11 protein-coding genes are annotated in these 16,307 nt (G+C 61.5%); 6 read left to right on the forward strand and 5 right to left on the reverse strand.

Features of this window, described 5'->3' with window-relative positions; translation table 11 throughout:
• Positions 1–94: 94 nt before the first annotated feature.
• The 3 genes from ACZY1I_RS24505 to ACZY1I_RS24515 all read right to left on the reverse strand — a co-directional run bounded on the left by ACZY1I_RS24505 (position 95) and on the right by ACZY1I_RS24515 (position 3,573).
• Positions 95–1,696, reverse strand: a complete 1,602-nt coding sequence (locus ACZY1I_RS24505; protein ID WP_463758434.1) for an EspA/EspE family type VII secretion system effector — start codon at positions 1,694–1,696, stop codon at positions 95–97.
• A 582-nt stretch (positions 1,697–2,278) separates the two neighbouring features.
• Entirely contained in the window at positions 2,279–3,112 is an 834-nt protein-coding gene (locus ACZY1I_RS24510; protein ID WP_463758437.1) for an EspA/EspE family type VII secretion system effector, read from the reverse strand.
• The gene (locus ACZY1I_RS24515) at positions 3,109–3,573 is read right to left on the reverse strand and encodes a hypothetical protein (protein WP_463758439.1); all 465 of its coding nucleotides are present in this window, start codon (positions 3,571–3,573) and stop codon (positions 3,109–3,111) included. The genes ACZY1I_RS24510 and ACZY1I_RS24515 overlap by 4 nt, the downstream gene beginning before the upstream one ends.
• A gap of 1,713 nt (positions 3,574–5,286) precedes the next feature.
• Here ACZY1I_RS24515 and ACZY1I_RS24520 point away from each other — a divergent pair.
• Positions 5,287–5,823, forward strand: a complete 537-nt coding sequence (locus ACZY1I_RS24520; protein ID WP_463758441.1) for a hypothetical protein — start codon at positions 5,287–5,289, stop codon at positions 5,821–5,823.
• A gap of 762 nt (positions 5,824–6,585) precedes the next feature.
• Here the strand turns inward: ACZY1I_RS24520 and ACZY1I_RS24525 are convergent.
• Both ACZY1I_RS24525 and ACZY1I_RS24530 read right to left on the reverse strand, forming a co-directional pair.
• Entirely contained in the window at positions 6,586–8,019 is a 1,434-nt protein-coding gene (locus ACZY1I_RS24525; RefSeq protein WP_463758444.1) for an EspA/EspE family type VII secretion system effector, read from the reverse strand.
• A gap of 280 nt (positions 8,020–8,299) precedes the next feature.
• Positions 8,300–9,655, reverse strand: a complete 1,356-nt coding sequence (locus tag ACZY1I_RS24530) for an EspA/EspE family type VII secretion system effector (protein ID WP_463758446.1) — start codon at positions 9,653–9,655, stop codon at positions 8,300–8,302.
• A gap of 290 nt (positions 9,656–9,945) precedes the next feature.
• Here ACZY1I_RS24530 and mycP point away from each other — a divergent pair, with 290 nt between their 5' ends.
• The 5 genes from mycP (at position 9,946) to ACZY1I_RS24555 (ending at position 16,063) form a co-directional block, all read left to right on the forward strand.
• Positions 9,946–11,271 carry a type VII secretion-associated serine protease mycosin gene (gene mycP / locus ACZY1I_RS24535; RefSeq protein WP_463758449.1) on the forward strand — a complete coding sequence of 442 codons (1,326 nt, stop codon included), beginning with the start codon at positions 9,946–9,948 and terminating at the stop codon, positions 11,269–11,271.
• Positions 11,268–12,665: a type VII secretion protein EccE gene (gene eccE, locus ACZY1I_RS24540; protein ID WP_463758451.1), complete on the forward strand. Its 1,398-nt coding sequence runs from the start codon at positions 11,268–11,270 to the stop codon at positions 12,663–12,665. The genes mycP and eccE overlap by 4 nt, the downstream gene beginning before the upstream one ends.
• A 152-nt stretch (positions 12,666–12,817) precedes the next feature.
• A complete protein-coding gene (gene espB, locus ACZY1I_RS24545) occupies positions 12,818–14,248 on the forward strand; it encodes an EspB family ESX-1 secretion system-associated protein (protein WP_463758454.1) in 1,431 nt (476 codons plus the stop codon).
• Complete coding sequence (locus tag ACZY1I_RS24550) at positions 14,245–14,592, forward strand: YbaB/EbfC family nucleoid-associated protein (protein WP_463758456.1); 348 nt, start codon at positions 14,245–14,247, stop codon at positions 14,590–14,592. Before espB ends, ACZY1I_RS24550 begins: the two co-directional genes overlap by 4 nt.
• Before the next feature lie 256 nt (positions 14,593–14,848).
• Positions 14,849–16,063 (forward strand): EspA/EspE family type VII secretion system effector, encoded by a 1,215-nt coding sequence (locus tag ACZY1I_RS24555; protein WP_463758459.1) that lies wholly within the window; start codon positions 14,849–14,851, stop codon positions 16,061–16,063.
• The last annotated feature ends 244 nt before the right edge of the window (positions 16,064–16,307 follow it).

A 16,307-nucleotide genomic window follows, 5' to 3' on the forward strand; every position in this document is an offset into this window, starting at 1 on the left:
GACCAGCTGAATCGCGGCTGACTTCGACCGCCGGCAGGTGTCCGCGAACGCGATATCGCGTGTCCTCGCCACCCGTGACGACAGCGCGGAAGCGTCAGAGCAGTGTCGCCGGTGAGGTGTTTTTCGCTGCGGTGGTGTTGGTGGGGGCACGCCGGGAGACGGGTGCGGGGCAGGTGGAGGTGGGGTGATCTGTTGCCAGCTCGCCAGGAAAGGCGGCGTCGTGGTTTGCGGGCTGTGACCAGCTGAGGGGCTTGTTGCGCGGCGGTGCCGAGATAGGCATGGCCCCAGGGGCGATCGGTGTTGTAGGGGCAGGCTCGACCGCAGGTGTGATTAGCGGGACCGGTGCCGGCGCGAAAGCGCCATTTGAGACGAGCGGGCAGGCGTAACGGGCGTCGGATGCATCGTTGGGTGTAGGACGGTGATCGGCGACCGTTGCTGCGGGGGCGCCGATGGGAGCAGCGGTGTCTGGGTCTGCGGTGGTCAAGGGGACGACGGCCGGGCGCCTGACTGTTGTTGAATCTGCCACCCCAATGGTGGTGTTGAAGTCACCCGCGGCGCCTGCACTGGTAGCTAGCTGATCGTAGTGGGCAGCCAATGCGTCGGCGGCGCGGGCGTTGCGGTTCGAGAACGCCAATACGGTGGTAATCATGCCGACCGCGGCCCCGATCCCGAGGCCAGCTGCGGTATTGGCGAACCACTTAGCCGTCACCGGTCCAGCCTCCGGCGACATAAACAGGGCCACCTCCACAGCGAGGGCAATTCCCAGCAGCGTCGCATCCACGCCCAGCACCAGTCGGGCATGCTCAACCAATGAACCCTGACTGGCGGTAATCTCTGCCAGCGACCGATCCGTCCGTGTCATCGTCTCGGCAAACTTTCGCTGCGCGGTATTCTGCCCGCGGTAACCCCCCGCAGACACACCCGCCCAAGATTCCCCAGCCAACTCCGCCAACACTTCCCCTGCCCCGACGAACCCGGCCGCACCCACCTCGAAACACTGCCCATCAAACGGCGCCCCAAAACCCGTCGTCAACTCCAATAACTCCACCACCGACAACGCCAACAAAATCACACTTAACTGCTTGTCGTGTTTTTTGAGCACTTTTGCCGCTTTCGCGAACTCTGCTTCGACTTCCGCCAGCTCGCGTCGTCGTCTGAGGAGCTGTCTCTTGGCCCAGCGTTCCTCGTATTCCGCCTCTTCTAACAACAATCCAGCTCTGTACTCAGCTGCTTTGGCCTCCGTCAGAAGAGGTGCCAAGTACTCTTTCAAGTTGTTACGACGGTCCGGCCGAATCATTTGCTCGATCAAGGGGTTAATTCCCCGGTTGTCAACCGTGTACCTGCGCGTAGCTGCCGCCTTTTGCCTTCTCTTCGTCTCTCTGACTGCATAAAAGTAGCTTCGCTTTAGTTGGTGGTCAGCTTTTTTGCTGTCGAAGTCGTTAGATGCTGCGCGAAGGACGGACTGTGCGTGTTGCACAGCATATTGGAGGGTTTGGCGGCTCACACAGGTCGCAGTGCCGACCGAGGCGCCACCAACGGTGCTGGCAAGATTTCCGGTAAATCCAAAAGCGCTGGCAGCAATGGACACATCTTTCGGCGGATGTTTGTCGCTTATATCCCGGCGCAATCCCGCGGCATTCACGCCGAGGTCCAGAAAGCCACTAATGATGGTAGCGGCCTCAGCGAGAACCGACATCGCAAAACTCCTCCTGCGTCATTTTGCCGGTCAGTTTATCATCGATCCGAGTTAGCTATTCCGCCAATTAGTCAAGCCGGTTGAACTGACATGAGGGTAAGCGGACTAAAGCATCTCAAATGGCCGCCAGAGCTAGGCATAAGGTCCACCCGGCGGCTGGCCAACATGACCGAGACGACGGGGCCTGGCTATGCGGTTGCTCGCGCCGCATCGTCAAGACGGCGGCCTAGGGCACCAAGCTGGGCTGCCGCCGACGGTTCGGCGAGCGCGAGCGGAACGCTTTCACCGACGGTGGCGTGCCACGCCGTGGCACGAGATCGTGCGGCACCGATCACGGCGTGCGCTACGAACTCATGCCGTCGAGGTGCTCACCTCAACGTGACACATGCACATTGGACGCCTGACGTCGGACGCTCGCCCTGAGATCGTCGCGTTCTGCCAACCGATCGGACCTCCCGCCGGTGGCCGGAGCCGAGTTGGACAAGTCATCTGACCGAATGTCGTCGGAGGGAGAAAATCGAGGCTGCGCCAAGGAACCCCGGGTGGATGTGTTGCAGAGAGGCTGGCCCTGAAGATGAGGCGCTACATCGCTGCGGTCAGCGTCAGGCGCTGCGTCGCCACATACGTGGGTGAGGGCCGCGCCTGGTCTATAACTTGCTCGATTGGGAAATGCTGCCCATCGGCTGACGCCGCGTCTTGTGAAGTGTCGTCGCCATCAACCGACTGTGCCTCACCGGTTTTCGGTTCCGCGGACCGCCGCCGCCCAGCGTCTGCCGGCGCAGCGCCTCGCCGTGCGTGTCCGGTATCTCGCTGCCGGATTCCATCCGCATGCACTCCTGCTGATGGTGCCACTGTCGCGTCGTCAGCAATGGTTTCGGGGTCCGGGCCACCAACACTCACCCTCATCGCATCCACATCCAACGGCAGCTCGACCACGCCCGCGACGGGCTCGCTGCCCGCGATTTCGTCTACCGCGCCGCCTCGTACGTCACCTGAACCCGTAAACGCGGACCCCGACACCGGGTTGGCATTAGCCAAAGCCGCCGAACCCGAACCCAGCAAGCCTGCGCACTTGCGGTATGCCTCATCAATTGACTCCGCCGCCCGGGCAGTTCGTGTCTTCGAAAGCAGTGCCGGAACGCTCACCAGTGGGAGAACTGCGATAAAGCTCAGACTAGCGGCCTTGAGGGCGAACAAGAGACCTCCGTCAGGGCCGGTTGCGAGGGCTGCGGCGATCGGGATCGCGCCTACCAGCAGGTCCTTCAGTACGCCGAAAGATAGACGACATTGGGTCACAACGTCGGCGTGAGATTTCACCAGGACCGCGAGCTTGACGTCGAGTTCGGCCAAGGATTCCGCCATCCTCTGCAGCGCCGCGTCCGACTCTTTATATGCGTGCGCCGCTGCGCCCTTCAACGGTCATCGGGGACTGCGCCACCCAGTTCGCCGGACAATGCACTGAACTGTTCGGAACCCGCCGTGAACTCATCACCCTCGGCAGGAATCATAAAACCCAACAAGGTGCTGCACGCGTCAACAAAACTAATGGTCCACGAAATTATTGTCACTGGCAGCGACACATGCGTTTTTGTCCAGGCCATAACGGCGGGGCCAGGAGCGCCGCCCGGAAAATATTCGGGGCCAGAGTCTTTACTGAATAGCGCCCGCGCCAGGTTCGAGCCATTTTCTTCAAAATGACGGTCGAAGTATCGACGGGCAAAGTGTGTCGCCGGTAGGGCACCCATGATTCCCGTATTGGTGGCGCATGCCGCAACGTACTCCCCGGAATATTTTGGGTCCGAACCCGTGTAACCGAACTGCGAGCCGACATTGCCCAACGCAAACAACACGCGGCTCGCATCAGCGATCAACGACACCAAAAACTCCGCTCTGGAAACCCCGGAATGCGGGCGCACGGCAGTGCGCCGAATTCACGATAGCATCGCCGGAACCACTCAACGTGCACTAATATCGAGTGACTGGTCGCACCGCAACACACGAGCTAACGCCCAAAAGCAGTCATCCTCAACAGGCCTCCTAAGCTCGCCATCGCTCCGGTGTAACCGTGAGCTGCTCGGGCAGACCGCCGACAGCAGGCCGATGACGCGCATCACCACCGCCACCTTGGCCGAATGTTTTCACCGACGCTGATGTGCCCGCACCGCTGTCGGCTTCGATTGAATTCTGAGCACCGGCACGCTTCCGGCGCCGATTACCGCTTGACGGGAATCGGTAGACGGGTGACGGTGGATTGCGCCTCAGCGGGCAGCGGTGGTGCCGCCCGCGGATTCCGCCGTATCGGCTGCAGGGCGCCGGTAGGTGCTCGCCGGGGACACCGGGATCGCGGGAATCCGTGCTTCAGGACTCGCGACAGCGACACCGACACCGACACCGACACCGACAGCGGTGCGGAGGTAGGTACCGGTATTGCACGGCGATCGGCAGCCAATTGCTGCTTTGGCTAAGTAGGCCTACCTCTTGGCAGTCGCAACTTTACCCTTTGCGGTTCTAGTTTTTTCGACCGCAATCTCTGCGTTTGTGAGGCTGTTACCAGCACTGTCCTGGGCTAATTCGCCGGCGACAAATTATCGGATCCTTAAAAGGTACTTGCTCCAATCGACTGAATCGATGCCTGACCTAGCGCGATACCCGACGACCTTGAAGTCTCGTGGCTTGACGAACGAGCTCCCGGCTCATCCCGGTGGGAATCGCGCGAGCGAGCCAGAACCTGGCGTACGTCAGTATTTGATCAGCTCTAGTGTTGCGAAATGTCCGCCGACGTCCGTTGTGCCGACCGCTGATCCGCCGATGGTGACCGCCGCGTTACTAATCAATCCCATTGCCGAACATGCGGTATGGTCAGCGATCCCTGGCTGCCAGTTTGTATCCGAGTAAGACCGGCGATGTTGCCGCCAAGCCTCAATAGGCCACTGGTAATTGCGGCCGCCTCAGCGGAAATTATTTGGCCCTGCTCGTCGAGTTGCGAACCCTGAATGGGGTTGGACGTTCGCCCCACCAGAAGCTACGGTGTTCACCGTCGCTCAGCAGGACGCCGCGCTCGCTACATGCCTCAGCAAGGCGTTACAGCGCGTCGCGGTTGGCAGTTCGCACTGCTTTTCGCGGTCGGCGCGCCTCAACTTCAGTGTCTCCTCCGCGGCCTCAGAGGTCGCGTCTGCAGCACGAATGAGTAATCAGAGTTGGATAGCCCCGTCGCCGGGGTGATCGTCAGATGGAAACTGTCATGTTACTGGCCGTAGAGCCTGCCAGATATCGGCGAAAGGAATACACCGTGAGCTATGGAACGGTCAATGTGGGTCCCAATGATTTTCTGTGGTCGTGCGCGGATTGTTCGGCGCTGGTGGTTGACCAGGAACGACACGACGAGTGGCATCGCCAGCAGCCGTTACGTGACTTGCATGGGCCCCGCTGGGGCGATTGCGAAAACGCCGGCTGCTCAGATGAGCAATGCCGCCACCGAAGCAAGGTGTGTAAGTACGACGGCACAGAGTGGCCTTGCGATGCCGCACGGCTCATCTACACCGCCGACGAGCTGACATAAAGCCCCGAAGAGATCGCAGGCCCGAGAATTGGTGCAGCAGGCCGAAAGTCGACGCAATATAATAAACCAGCGCGCCGAACATGGGGTCTGCAAGACCCACGGCGCTTACACCAAACAGCCTCAAAAGGAAACGTACTTGACGATCAAGGCCGCAACCCGGCGCCGCTGGACCGTCAAACCCTGGCCCTGGCCCGGCGAAAGCCGCGAGGACAAAGCCAAACGCATCGCGATGTCGTACCGCCAAGTCGTCGTCGACCTCATTAGCGGCGCGACAGGGGACCCACAGACTGCGCTTGACAGCCTCGACCGACGATGGGCCGACCTGGGTCACTACTGGCCCAACCCGTCCGCAGATTCGACCGACGATGCGGCGTTCGAATGGCTCACCGCAGCCGACCTTGCACAATTACTGCACTGCATACCAGCCGATATCTACCGCTGGGCACGCCACGGCAAGATCGAGCAAAGGACCACTGCGGATGGCAGCCCGGAGTACTCGTTGTCGTCTGCGCTGGCGTTTAAGCATCAGCAGCGGAACCAACGCCGACACTGCGGCCAGACGCCATAACGAATCTCAGCCGATCGGATTTTACGGAGGGCGACGAGCACCCACCGGTCGAAGGCGTGTTTGCATGCGCCCGTTGAAGGCGTGACGGAACCGGCGCTGGGGGAAATTCTGTGTGTTCCTGCGTCACCCGAACGAGCTCGACCGCAATCTGCCAATCGGCTGACCGCTCAGCCAGCCTCCGACCCCCGCGGACTCTCGATGAGCACAGTTAAGTGGACAAGTCACATCTGGTAACAGCACTGTGACACGTGGCAATTCGCCGCCACAACAGCGTTCTGTTCGCCGATCCGAACACTGTTCACGGATCTCCTGCCCGCCTGGACAGCGCCATCTGCGCCGAAACCCGCCGCCAAGGACGCCGCCATCGTCGTCTGCGACAAACTTAAGGGACCACCCGAGGTGGTCGACAGCATCGGTCGCAAGCAATCGTCCGGACGTGCGTCATTCGCTTGCTGCGTAACACGTTTCGGCTCACCGCTTGCAAGCACCGGGACGAGATCGAGCCCGATCTACACCGCGGCCAAATGCTACCGCGGTCCGCTCGGCGAACGACGAACTGGCCGAGAAATGGGGGCAGCGCTGGTCGGTGGTGATCCGCCTGTGGGACAACGCCTGTAAAGAATTAGTCCCGTTCCTCGACTAGGTTGACGATGCTCGCGGTGCTAGCGGTTCCGGTGGTTGGCTTCGGCCTGAGTTGCGACAGATTCGACGCGGATGCTGGCCGCTCACCTGCCTCAGAGACGATAGTCGCAATGCTGGTGTTTACACCTCGGCGGATAGTGGTGCGGCTGTCACTAATTGTGCGGTGTTAGTTGCAGCGGTGTGGATTGGTGCTCGCCGGGCTCCGGGTGCGGCGCCGGTGTTGGTGGAATGGTCGTCGCCGGCCACGGTCGATGGTGCAGTTCCATCGTCGCTACGCTGAGCGGAAATTCGCTGTTCTGTGCTGGGCAAACCCGCTGCGAACCTCGGTGTAACTATTTTGCTGTTCGGGCCGAGGTGTTGCCGTGGTGTGGCGGGTGGCAGGCTGATCAGTTGTGCCAGGGTCGGTTGCGCGTCCGGCGTGATCTGCGGCGTCGGCTCCCAGGCGATCGCGCCGGTCGATACGTGCGACGCATTGACAGCACCGGTGGATGCAGCAATGGAAGGTTGTCGCTCGTTGGCGGTTGCCGTCTCGGTGGTGGCGGTGCGCGCACCAGTGGTGTCCGAGCCTGGGTTGTCGGCCGCGACGGCCGCGACGTTGGCAACCGCTGTCGAATCGGATGCGGCCACTGAGGTGTCCGGACCGCCCGCCGCGGCCGTGTTGGTGCCCAGCTGGCCGTACTTGCCGGCCAACGCGTTGGCAGCCTGCGCGTTTTGAATTGATACTCCCAGCGCGGCCGCAACCATGGCGGCCGCGACCGCAACTCCAAGTACCGCTGCCGTCCTTGCGAACCATGCCGCTGTAGCTGGTCCTCCGGCGGGTGACACGTAAAGGGCCGCCTCAATGGCGATGGCCACTCCCAACAATGTGGCGTCGGTGCCTAGCGCAAGGCGGGAGTGATCCACCAGCAAACCTTGTTTGGCTGCGATCTCTGCCAACGACCGGTCGGCCTGTGCCATTGCCTTTGCCAGCTCTAGCTGCGAGGCGTTTTGCCCCGTGTAGCTTTTCGAGGCGGTACCTTCCCAGCGCTCGTCGCCGACGGCGGTCGCCAACTCCTGATCGACTTTATCGAAGCCATCCGCACCCACCACTAAACCGTGCCCGTCGTATGGCGCTCCAATCCCCAGCGTCAATTCCAACGACTGCACGACCGACAACGCGATCAGGAGCACTCTAAAATTCGACATCTCGCGCTCAGCCGAATCGTAGTCGTCCAGCGCCTGTTCAACATCGCCATCTAGTTGCTTGATCTGCTCATCCACGTCGTCGCCGCCCCAACCCCCCTTTTTAAGAGATTCTCGTGCGTCATACAGAGCGTCGTATCTGGCAGACGCCGATTCTAAAGTCGGATTTTTAATCAAGCCCGTTCTCGTGAGAAAATACAAACTGGATACGTCACCGATTGTGCCGATCGAATAGCTGGCCCTATTCTCGTCAGTTAATGGCACGCTGTCGTTGCCCGAACCGCCCCTGAGTCCGCTATCAAAGAACCCCACGGTGCCGGCGGTACATCCGGCGATAGCAGTTAATACCGCAACGGCCTCGGCTAAAATCATCGGTTACCCCTGGATTTGTTATTGTCGGCAAGCTTTGCGACCTTATCACCGCTCGACGCACCCTCCGTGCACTAATTTTTCCGCCGGACATGTGGCTTGGGTGCCCGACTTACGTGTCTCTCGTGCCGCGGGCCGGCGATGACGCGAAGTCGACTTGCTGCGTGATCGGGTCGTTCGCTGCACACCAACAGCTCCCTTGCACCACAGCGCTGCGATTTAATTGCTGGTGGGTCGGTCGCCGCTCGGCGGCCTCTGGCGCGGGAGTCCTCCTGCGGTGGAGCTAATGGAGCTCGCGCAGCTGGTAATTCGATGTCGGCGAGTCACGCGGGAGTGCGAGGTGTGGGGTGGGGAACCCCTCGAGGACGGGGGTTTCGGAGCCAGACCTATCTGATGGGTGTCGCGTTGCCTCGTCGTGCGGGGCCGAGAGGCCAAAGCGGCCAGCGCTGACTCGACTGCAGTTGTAATCCACCTGCTGATCGCCTTTCGTAGCTGTTTGGCCTGAATGGCCCACCGAGGCATGGTTGAGTGCCTCACCCGTCGCATGTTTAACGGGTGCGCGGCCAATGAGCGCGCCGCCGGAACTACCTGTTCGCCCCGACCAAACTGTCAACTCCGCTGGGGTTGGCAATCTAGATGCCGGCGTTGGGGGAGCATCTAAGTGCGCTGACCGTTCAGCTCCCAGACTGGCGCCTTCAGACAGTGTGGCGCCGCTTGAACGGGATTGCTTCGATAATCCTCTCAGTAACGCGATTGTCTTCGGGGATTCACTCGACCTGTCGGTGATGGTGGTTCTAGGTTGTGACACGGCGGACGCCGCCGTTCTTGATCGCCCAACCCCGGCCAACATTCGTGGTGAACCCGCGGGTACAAGTGCGTCGTATTTCGCCGTCAGTGCATCCACGTCGTTGCTGGTTGCTCGAGACTCAAGAAGCAGGGCTCCAAGCATTACTATGGCGGCTCCGATCCCTAACGAACAAGCAATTAAGACGAACCAGTAGGAACTCTGACCAGCTAACTTCATCTTCAGCGATACCGCCATGGCCAGAACTAATAAATCCTTCAATACCGCAAACCCCAACCGTATGTGGGTGACCATGTTGGCATGATCCTCGGTGAGGCGAGCAAGATCGTTGTCAAGATTGCTGATCGCTAGCGCAAATTTCTGTATTGTCCCGGTCTGGTCGGCGTAGGCCTTAGACGCCGCTCCGGTCCAGTCGCTACCGGGCAGGCTCGAATCGAGTTTTGCCTCCAGAGAGAGAAACTGGCAGGAACCGTCCGCAATGCCACCGCCGTCGTAGGGCGGGAAAAAACCCGTCATCTGCTCTAATATTTCGACAGCGGTGAAGCACCAGTAGAGCTTTGAATCTGAAATCAGATTATCGATCGCCGCGTAATTCTTATAGTCAACTGGTTTTGCTAAACGCAATATGCCACAGCGCGCGCCGACTGGGGCGCTGACGCTGGCACCGTCTGCGATGATGCTTGAGCCGCTCGCTGTGTCGAATTCAGCATCCGGTTGACCGATTCGCAAGCTGAGGGTCTTCCACAGCGCCGAGTCGGGAGCGGTGACCAGACCGGTGAACTGGTGACCGACGTTACCTAATGCCAGAAGAATACGAGAAGCGTCGGCAAACATTGGGGGTCCGTCTCAGGCTGATGGGCGAACATATTTTTAACAGTTGTGCAGCCTAACAGCGGCGCGACAGGTTGCTTGCGGCAAAAATGCGCGCAACATTGAGCGAGAAAGGCACTGCGTACCGGAAAGCTGAGTGCCACCACGTTTGACGGTGCTGTCAGGATGGGGAACACACGGAACCGCCGCGTGCGGAAAATTGACTAGGCTGCCAGTGGTGGGGCGGGAATCACCGCGCGGCTGGGGGTTGTCGGTGGAAGGGGTGACACGGCTTGCGTCTTATCTGCGTATTCATGGTGGCTCTATTGCTGACGCTGGCGAGCGCGCCTACTGCCATGGCTGTCACTCCACCTCCGATCGATCCGGCTGCGTTACCCCCCGACGTCACCGGGCCGGAACAGCCCTTCGAACAGCGCCGGGTATGTTCTGCCCCAATAGCCCTGCCTGGTGCCAATTTTCACGATGCGCCGTGGGCTAACGTCTACTTGGGTATCGACGAAGCGCAGAATTTCGCCACCGGACTCGGTGTCACGGTGGCAGTGATCGACACCGGCGTGGACCCTTCACCGCGAGTGCCGGCGGAGCCGGGCGGTGATTTTGTGGTGGACGGCGGTGACGGCCTGTCTGACTGCGATTCGCACGGGACTCTGATAGCGGCGCTCATTGCGGGCCGACCCGCGCCCACCGACGGGTTCGTGGGTGTGGCACCCGACGCACGGCTGATCTCGGTGCGTCAGACGTCGGAGGCCTTTGAGGCCAAGGAGTCCCAATCCGATCAGAACGACCCCAACGCCACCCCGGCAGCCGGGTCCGTGCGGAGCCTGGCCAGAGCCGTGGTGCACGCCGCCAATCTCGGTGCAGGAGTGATAAACATCAGCGAGGCGGCGTGCTTCAAAGTGAAGAAAACGGTCGACGAGTCCGCCCTGGGTTCAGCACTCGACTACGCGGTCAACGTGAAGGGTGCCGTCGTGGTGGTTGCAGCAGGAAACACCGGTGGTGATTGCGGGCAGAATCCGCCACCTGACCCGTCCCGCCCCGCCGATCAACGTGGCTGGGAGGAAGTCCAGACGATCGTCACACCTGCGTGGTACGCGCCGTTGGTCCTTACCGTCGCTGGTTTCGGCCAAAGCGGGGCAGCCAGCACCTTCTCGATGCATGGGCCCTGGGTGGGTGTTGCCGCGCCTGCTGAGGGCATCACCGCACTTGGTCCGGAAGGCGAGCCCGTGGACGCGTTGTCGGGTAGGGAAGGCCCGGTGCCTGTTGCCGGCACCTCATTCGCCGCAGCCTACGTGTCAGGGCTCGCGGCGCTGTTGCGGCAACGTTTTCCCTCTCTGACACCGGCGCAGATCATCAATCGGATCACCGGCAGTGCACGGCAGCCCGGAGGAGGCGTCGACGACACCGTCGGCGCCGGCATGGTCAACGCTGTAGCGGCGCTGACCTGGGACATTCCGCAGGGGGGTGCACCGCCGCCCTTCATCGTGAAACAACTTCCAGCCCCGGTGCAGGTGCCGCCGCCCGATCACGGGCCTATTAAGGCTGTGACAGCGGGCATCATGCTTTTGACCATCGCGCTGGCGTTGGCCGCGCTGACCGGGCGAGCCTTGCGGCACCGATGACGAATCCTCTGACATCGCTACGGCTCCGGTTCACCAGCGGACACTCGTTGTGGGTGGCGGCGCTGGCGCCGTTGTGCATTTTGTTGTTTTTGGGCACGCGCTACGAGTGGGCGGGCCCAACCCTGGTAGCGGTGGGTGCCGTATTGGCTCTGGTCACCTTTCGAGGCCGGCGTCTAGCGGGCTGGATAGTGACGATGTGCGCGTGGCTCCTCCGTCATCGCAGGCCATTGGACGCACCATCGGAGCCTGTAGTCGGGGCTACCGTGCAGCCCGGCGACCATGTTGCCGTGCGCTGGGAAGGCGACTTCCTGGTCGCGGTCATCGAGCTCATTCCACGACCATTCACACCGACCGTGATTGTCGACGGGCATGCCCACACCGATGATGTGGTCGACACCCGCCTTGTCGAGCAATTGTTATCAGTGCATTGTCCCGACCTTGAGGCCGACATCGTGTCGGCCGGGCACCGCGTCGGCAAGACGGCATCACCAGAGGTGACAAATCTCTATCGGGAAGTCTTGGGGCACCACCCGGCTCCTGCGTACCGTCGCACGTGGATCATGCTGCGCGCTGAGCCGATGCGCACTCGCAAGTCCGCTCTGCGGCGCGATGTAGGCGTCGCGGGGATCGCTCGGTACCTGGTGGCCTCGACCACGCGCATCGCCGACCAACTAGCCAGCCACGGCGTGGATGCGGTGTGTGCGCGCAGTTTTGACGACTTTGACCACGCCACCGGAATCGGCTTCGAGCGGGAGAAGTGGTCGATGATCCAGGGGCACGGAACCTTCACCGCCGCTTATACCGCTCCTGGCGGTCCAGACGTGTGGTGGTCGGCAGATGCCGACCACACCATCACACGGGTACGAGTCGTTCCCGGTATGGCGCCGCGGTCTGCGGTGCTGCTCACCACCGTGACGAAGCCGAAGCGACCCAAGGGATTTTCCCGGGTGTCGGGAGGTCAGCGCGCCGCGCTGCAGGACCAGACTGTCGTCGCGGATCGCCACTGCCAGATCCCGATTGGATCAGCGGGGGTTTTGGTGGGAGAGACGACCACTCGCTATCCGGTCTATATGCCGTTCGACGATGTTGACGTAAGTATCAGCCTCGGCGATGCCAGGATATTCAGTCAGTTCGCGGTGCGGGCAGCAGGAGCTGGGGGAGTAATCACTCTCGGGCCGCACTTCGAGGAATTCGCAGCTCTGATCGGCGCGCAGATCGGGACTGAGTCCAAGGTGGTGTGGCCTAACGTCACTACCTACCTGGGGCCGCACCCCGGCAGCGGCCAGGTCATCTTGCGGCACAACGCCATCAGTACGCCGCGGCACAGTCAATTGCCGATCCAGCTGATCTCGCGTGCCGGGGAAAGCCGTTATCGGGCGGCGCTCCCCAAGTAGGACAGGTGGCCGTCCGCTGGGCTGGTGCCGCCCAGCAACGGCTTGCCCCTCGAACCGCGCTAGCCGCGCACGTCGGCCCGCCCGCATTTTGTTGCGGGGGCGGGTGGCTGCATCGATGATAATGGTGGTAGCAACTAGGAGGACGATTCGCTATGACGCAACCGCAGACGCTGAACGTGGAAAAAGAAGAGCTCCTGGCGAGGGCCGCCGAGTTGGAGGTCCCGCTACCGCCGCTACCATCCGACGAACTTCAGGCGCCGTGCCTCCTCAAGATGACCATCAACGCAGCTGCGGACCTGACGCGGTCCGCCACCGAAATGCGGACCTATCTTGGCTTTGCCGAAAGGGAATGGCAGAGGTTGGCGCAGTCGCTCAAGAATGCGGCCAAAGCCTACGAGGAAGTCGACGAGGACGCGTCGGCAGCCATCAATAACGGTGCTGGCGAACCGGTTTCGCCCGCGCTGCCCCGGCTTCCGGATGCAAGTCCGCCAGTGAAAGCCCTCGACGATCCGCCTGCGGATCCGGGCGCGGGCGGCGACGGAGAGTATGTGGATCTCAAGCAGCGTGCATGGGACTTCGAACACGGTGACCAGGGTGCTTCCCTGGATAAATTTGCGGACGCGTGGACCAACTATTCCCGGGTAATGCTTGACGCCCGGAATCGATTCCGGCCCTTTCGGGATTGGGAGGGCGAGGCGAGAACGATCATCCAGGCACACTTTGAGGATCACATTTCGTGGCTGAACCGGATGTCGGATCTGAGTATCACGATGGCGCGCCAAGCCCAGGATTTTGCGTCAACGCACCGATGGGCCCTCACCCAGCATATTTTGCTGCCAGAGGCATCGACTCAGCCTCTGAAAAAATACAACGACCTGGTGTGGCTCGAGCAACGATTCTTGATTCCGTCTGAACAAGCTATGGTGCTGCGGCAATTTGAACTGTTACAGCAAGCCTCGGATGCCGTCATGCAGGAGTACCCCAGAAGGGCCTCGTTTCCGCTCAAGCAAGTGCAGCCAGGTAAGCCCCCCGAGGCCAATAAGGTGAAAATCGACCCGCCGCCCCCACCGAACCCCAATCCCGACCCGGGTACGGATCCGGGGCTTTGGCCGTTCCCCGATGACGGGCTGCCAGCCGACGGCGCCTTCCCGCAGACGCCCATGATGCCGTTCACTCCACCAATGAACCAAAATGACGCTGCCCTGAATGACGCCTTGAAAGACTTGAAGGGCAAACCGGGCCTGCCAAAAGGCGGGGCGGGTATGAAACCGGCTTCGCTGGGTGGAGGTGGCGGGGTACCTGCTATGCCGCTGCAGCCGGCAGTGGATGCCGAAATTCCGGCATCGCGGCCAGCCGGGGCCGCACCCGGAATTCCTGGCTTGGGTCGTGCGCCGGGCACCGGGATGGGTAGCGGTATGGGTATGGCTCCCATGGGAGCGCCGGGTGCTGGCCAGAATCAGGGCAAAGACAAGCGCACACAGCAGGAAAGTGAAGCGCTCTACACCGAAGATCGGCCATGGACCGAAGGCGTCGTCGGCAATCGCCCACGCAAAGCCGCCGCAGACAATAAGGACTCCAAATGACCTCCGAAATGCACCCGCAGGTTGCCGAGGCGTTGCAGCAGGCGCAGCGCTTCCAGTCGGCCCTTGAAGATCAAATGCACCGTACGAACACCGGAACCTTCACCGCCACAGATGAAGACAAGACCGTCGAGGTCACTCTCAACGGGCGCCACTGGCTGACCGACCTGCACCTAGAGGACGGTTTGTTGCGGCTGGGCGCGGAGGCGGTTGGACAACGCATTAACGAGGTGCTGCGAAAGGCCGACGACGTCGCGACCGCTGCCATCGACGCCGAGCAGGAACAACTCATTGCCACGCTTGCCGAGATCGCCGGTGAGCTCAAGAAGGGTTTAGGGCTGGAATAGTCAGCCCGGCTTAAACCGCAACCGTGCGTTGCATAGGCCAGGCGCGGTCTTTCCGGGGACCGTCTGACCCGCAGCTTGGAGATGCGTGGCGAATGTGGACCACGGAGTGTCACAAGTCACTTGGATTTGGTCGAGTGCACCCAAAACTGGTGCGTTGACCCCCGGGCCAGCGGTGTTAGCGTCAGATCATGGGCAATCGGAAGTGTGCGGTGCATAACCGCCGACGTAAGGACTAGTAATGTCTCTCGGCTCAGACATGGCCAATCTCATCGCCAGCTTGGCGGGTTTGAGCCAGCAATTCGCGACGGCCGGCACCGACCCGGCGAGATTCACCGGCAGTTACAGTGTGGCGGGCGGCCTGAATCTGGCCGGAGATTCAGCCGGTGCTTTCGCATCCTTTGCTCGGATGGCTTGGAATGTTAAAGAGGCCGATATCATTCTTGCGACTCTTTCCGTTGTCCAGACGATGGAGCTAACGACTGGTCTGGGAATGCCCAACACGGGAGACGACTTTTATTTTGGTCGTGAAAAGTTTAGCGAGCTGAGCACGAAACTTGGTCAAGCATTCCCAGACCATCGGTGGACGGGTGAGGCCTCACGCGCTTACGTCGCAGCCAACGTGAAATTGCGTGATTGTGTGGGCACTGCGAGCGGTCTCGACATGGAAATGGCGGCCGTCGTGGAAAGTCAGGTCCGAATTATCGACAAGGTGCGCCTAGGCTTCGGTGCGCTGAAGGACATACTTATAGCCGCGTATGTAGTTGAAATTGCGACGGTCGCGACCTTGACCGGCTTTGGTGTCCCTGTATTCATCGCAGAGGCTGCGGCGAAATCGTTCGCCGTATCGGTATCTGTACTAGGCATTGGTGCCGCGGTCGGCATGCTTACCTATGCAGTCATTGCATCGTTTGAGACCGCTTTCACTGCGGGCACTGTGCAGTACCAGTACGAGCACGTGCTTGTCGCATCCCCGGCAGCAGGTGCACTGGCTCAGGTGGTGGCGGCGCCCGCGGCGGAGTCGGCAGTATCCAGCTTTGAGGCCATCTCCAACAGCATGAAGACGACTGCCCCGATCCCCGTGACGGCGCTCCGCGCCACCGGTGGTGAAGACAGCCCTGGGGCCGGTCCTTCGGTGCTGACGCCGCGAACGGGAGCGGCGGAGGCCACCGCGCCGGCATTCACGCCGCCCACCCTGGCGCAGGTTAGTCAATGGTCCGGTCAAGCCATTAAGCTGTCCGGCCCCGCCTCCCAGCAGGCCAATCTGGCCACGCAAACGATGGGTCCCGTACAGCAGATTGCTTCCATGGCTCAGCAGGGAGCGAAGGGTCCGAGCGACGAACCCGCTCCCGAGGACGAGGCTGGGTCCGCCGACGGTGCCGACGGAGCTGAGGCGGGCGCCCAGGCCGGCGGTCGTGCGCCGATCTATGGCGCAGAGCAGCCACAGGAAGACCGCTGGGGCCGCGCCTTCTAGGGACCCAGTGCTGCACCGTTCGATGCGGGCCGAAGGGCGCGCGGACAGTCCTTGGCTGCGCCTTGCCGACGAGTTCGCGAGTGGACGACGGATGTGAATTCGACCGGTTTTCTGCACAGCATGAAGTCGTTGACTGGCGGCGCAACCACGGAATTGTAGCGGCGGCTTCGTCGCGACTACCTGCTCTCATTGCACCGGCCTGTAGCCTTTTTGAGTCCGAGGCTAAACGTCGCCGTGGTAGATT

It is taken from the genome of Mycobacterium sp. IDUB_37 (genome assembly GCF_055419245.1).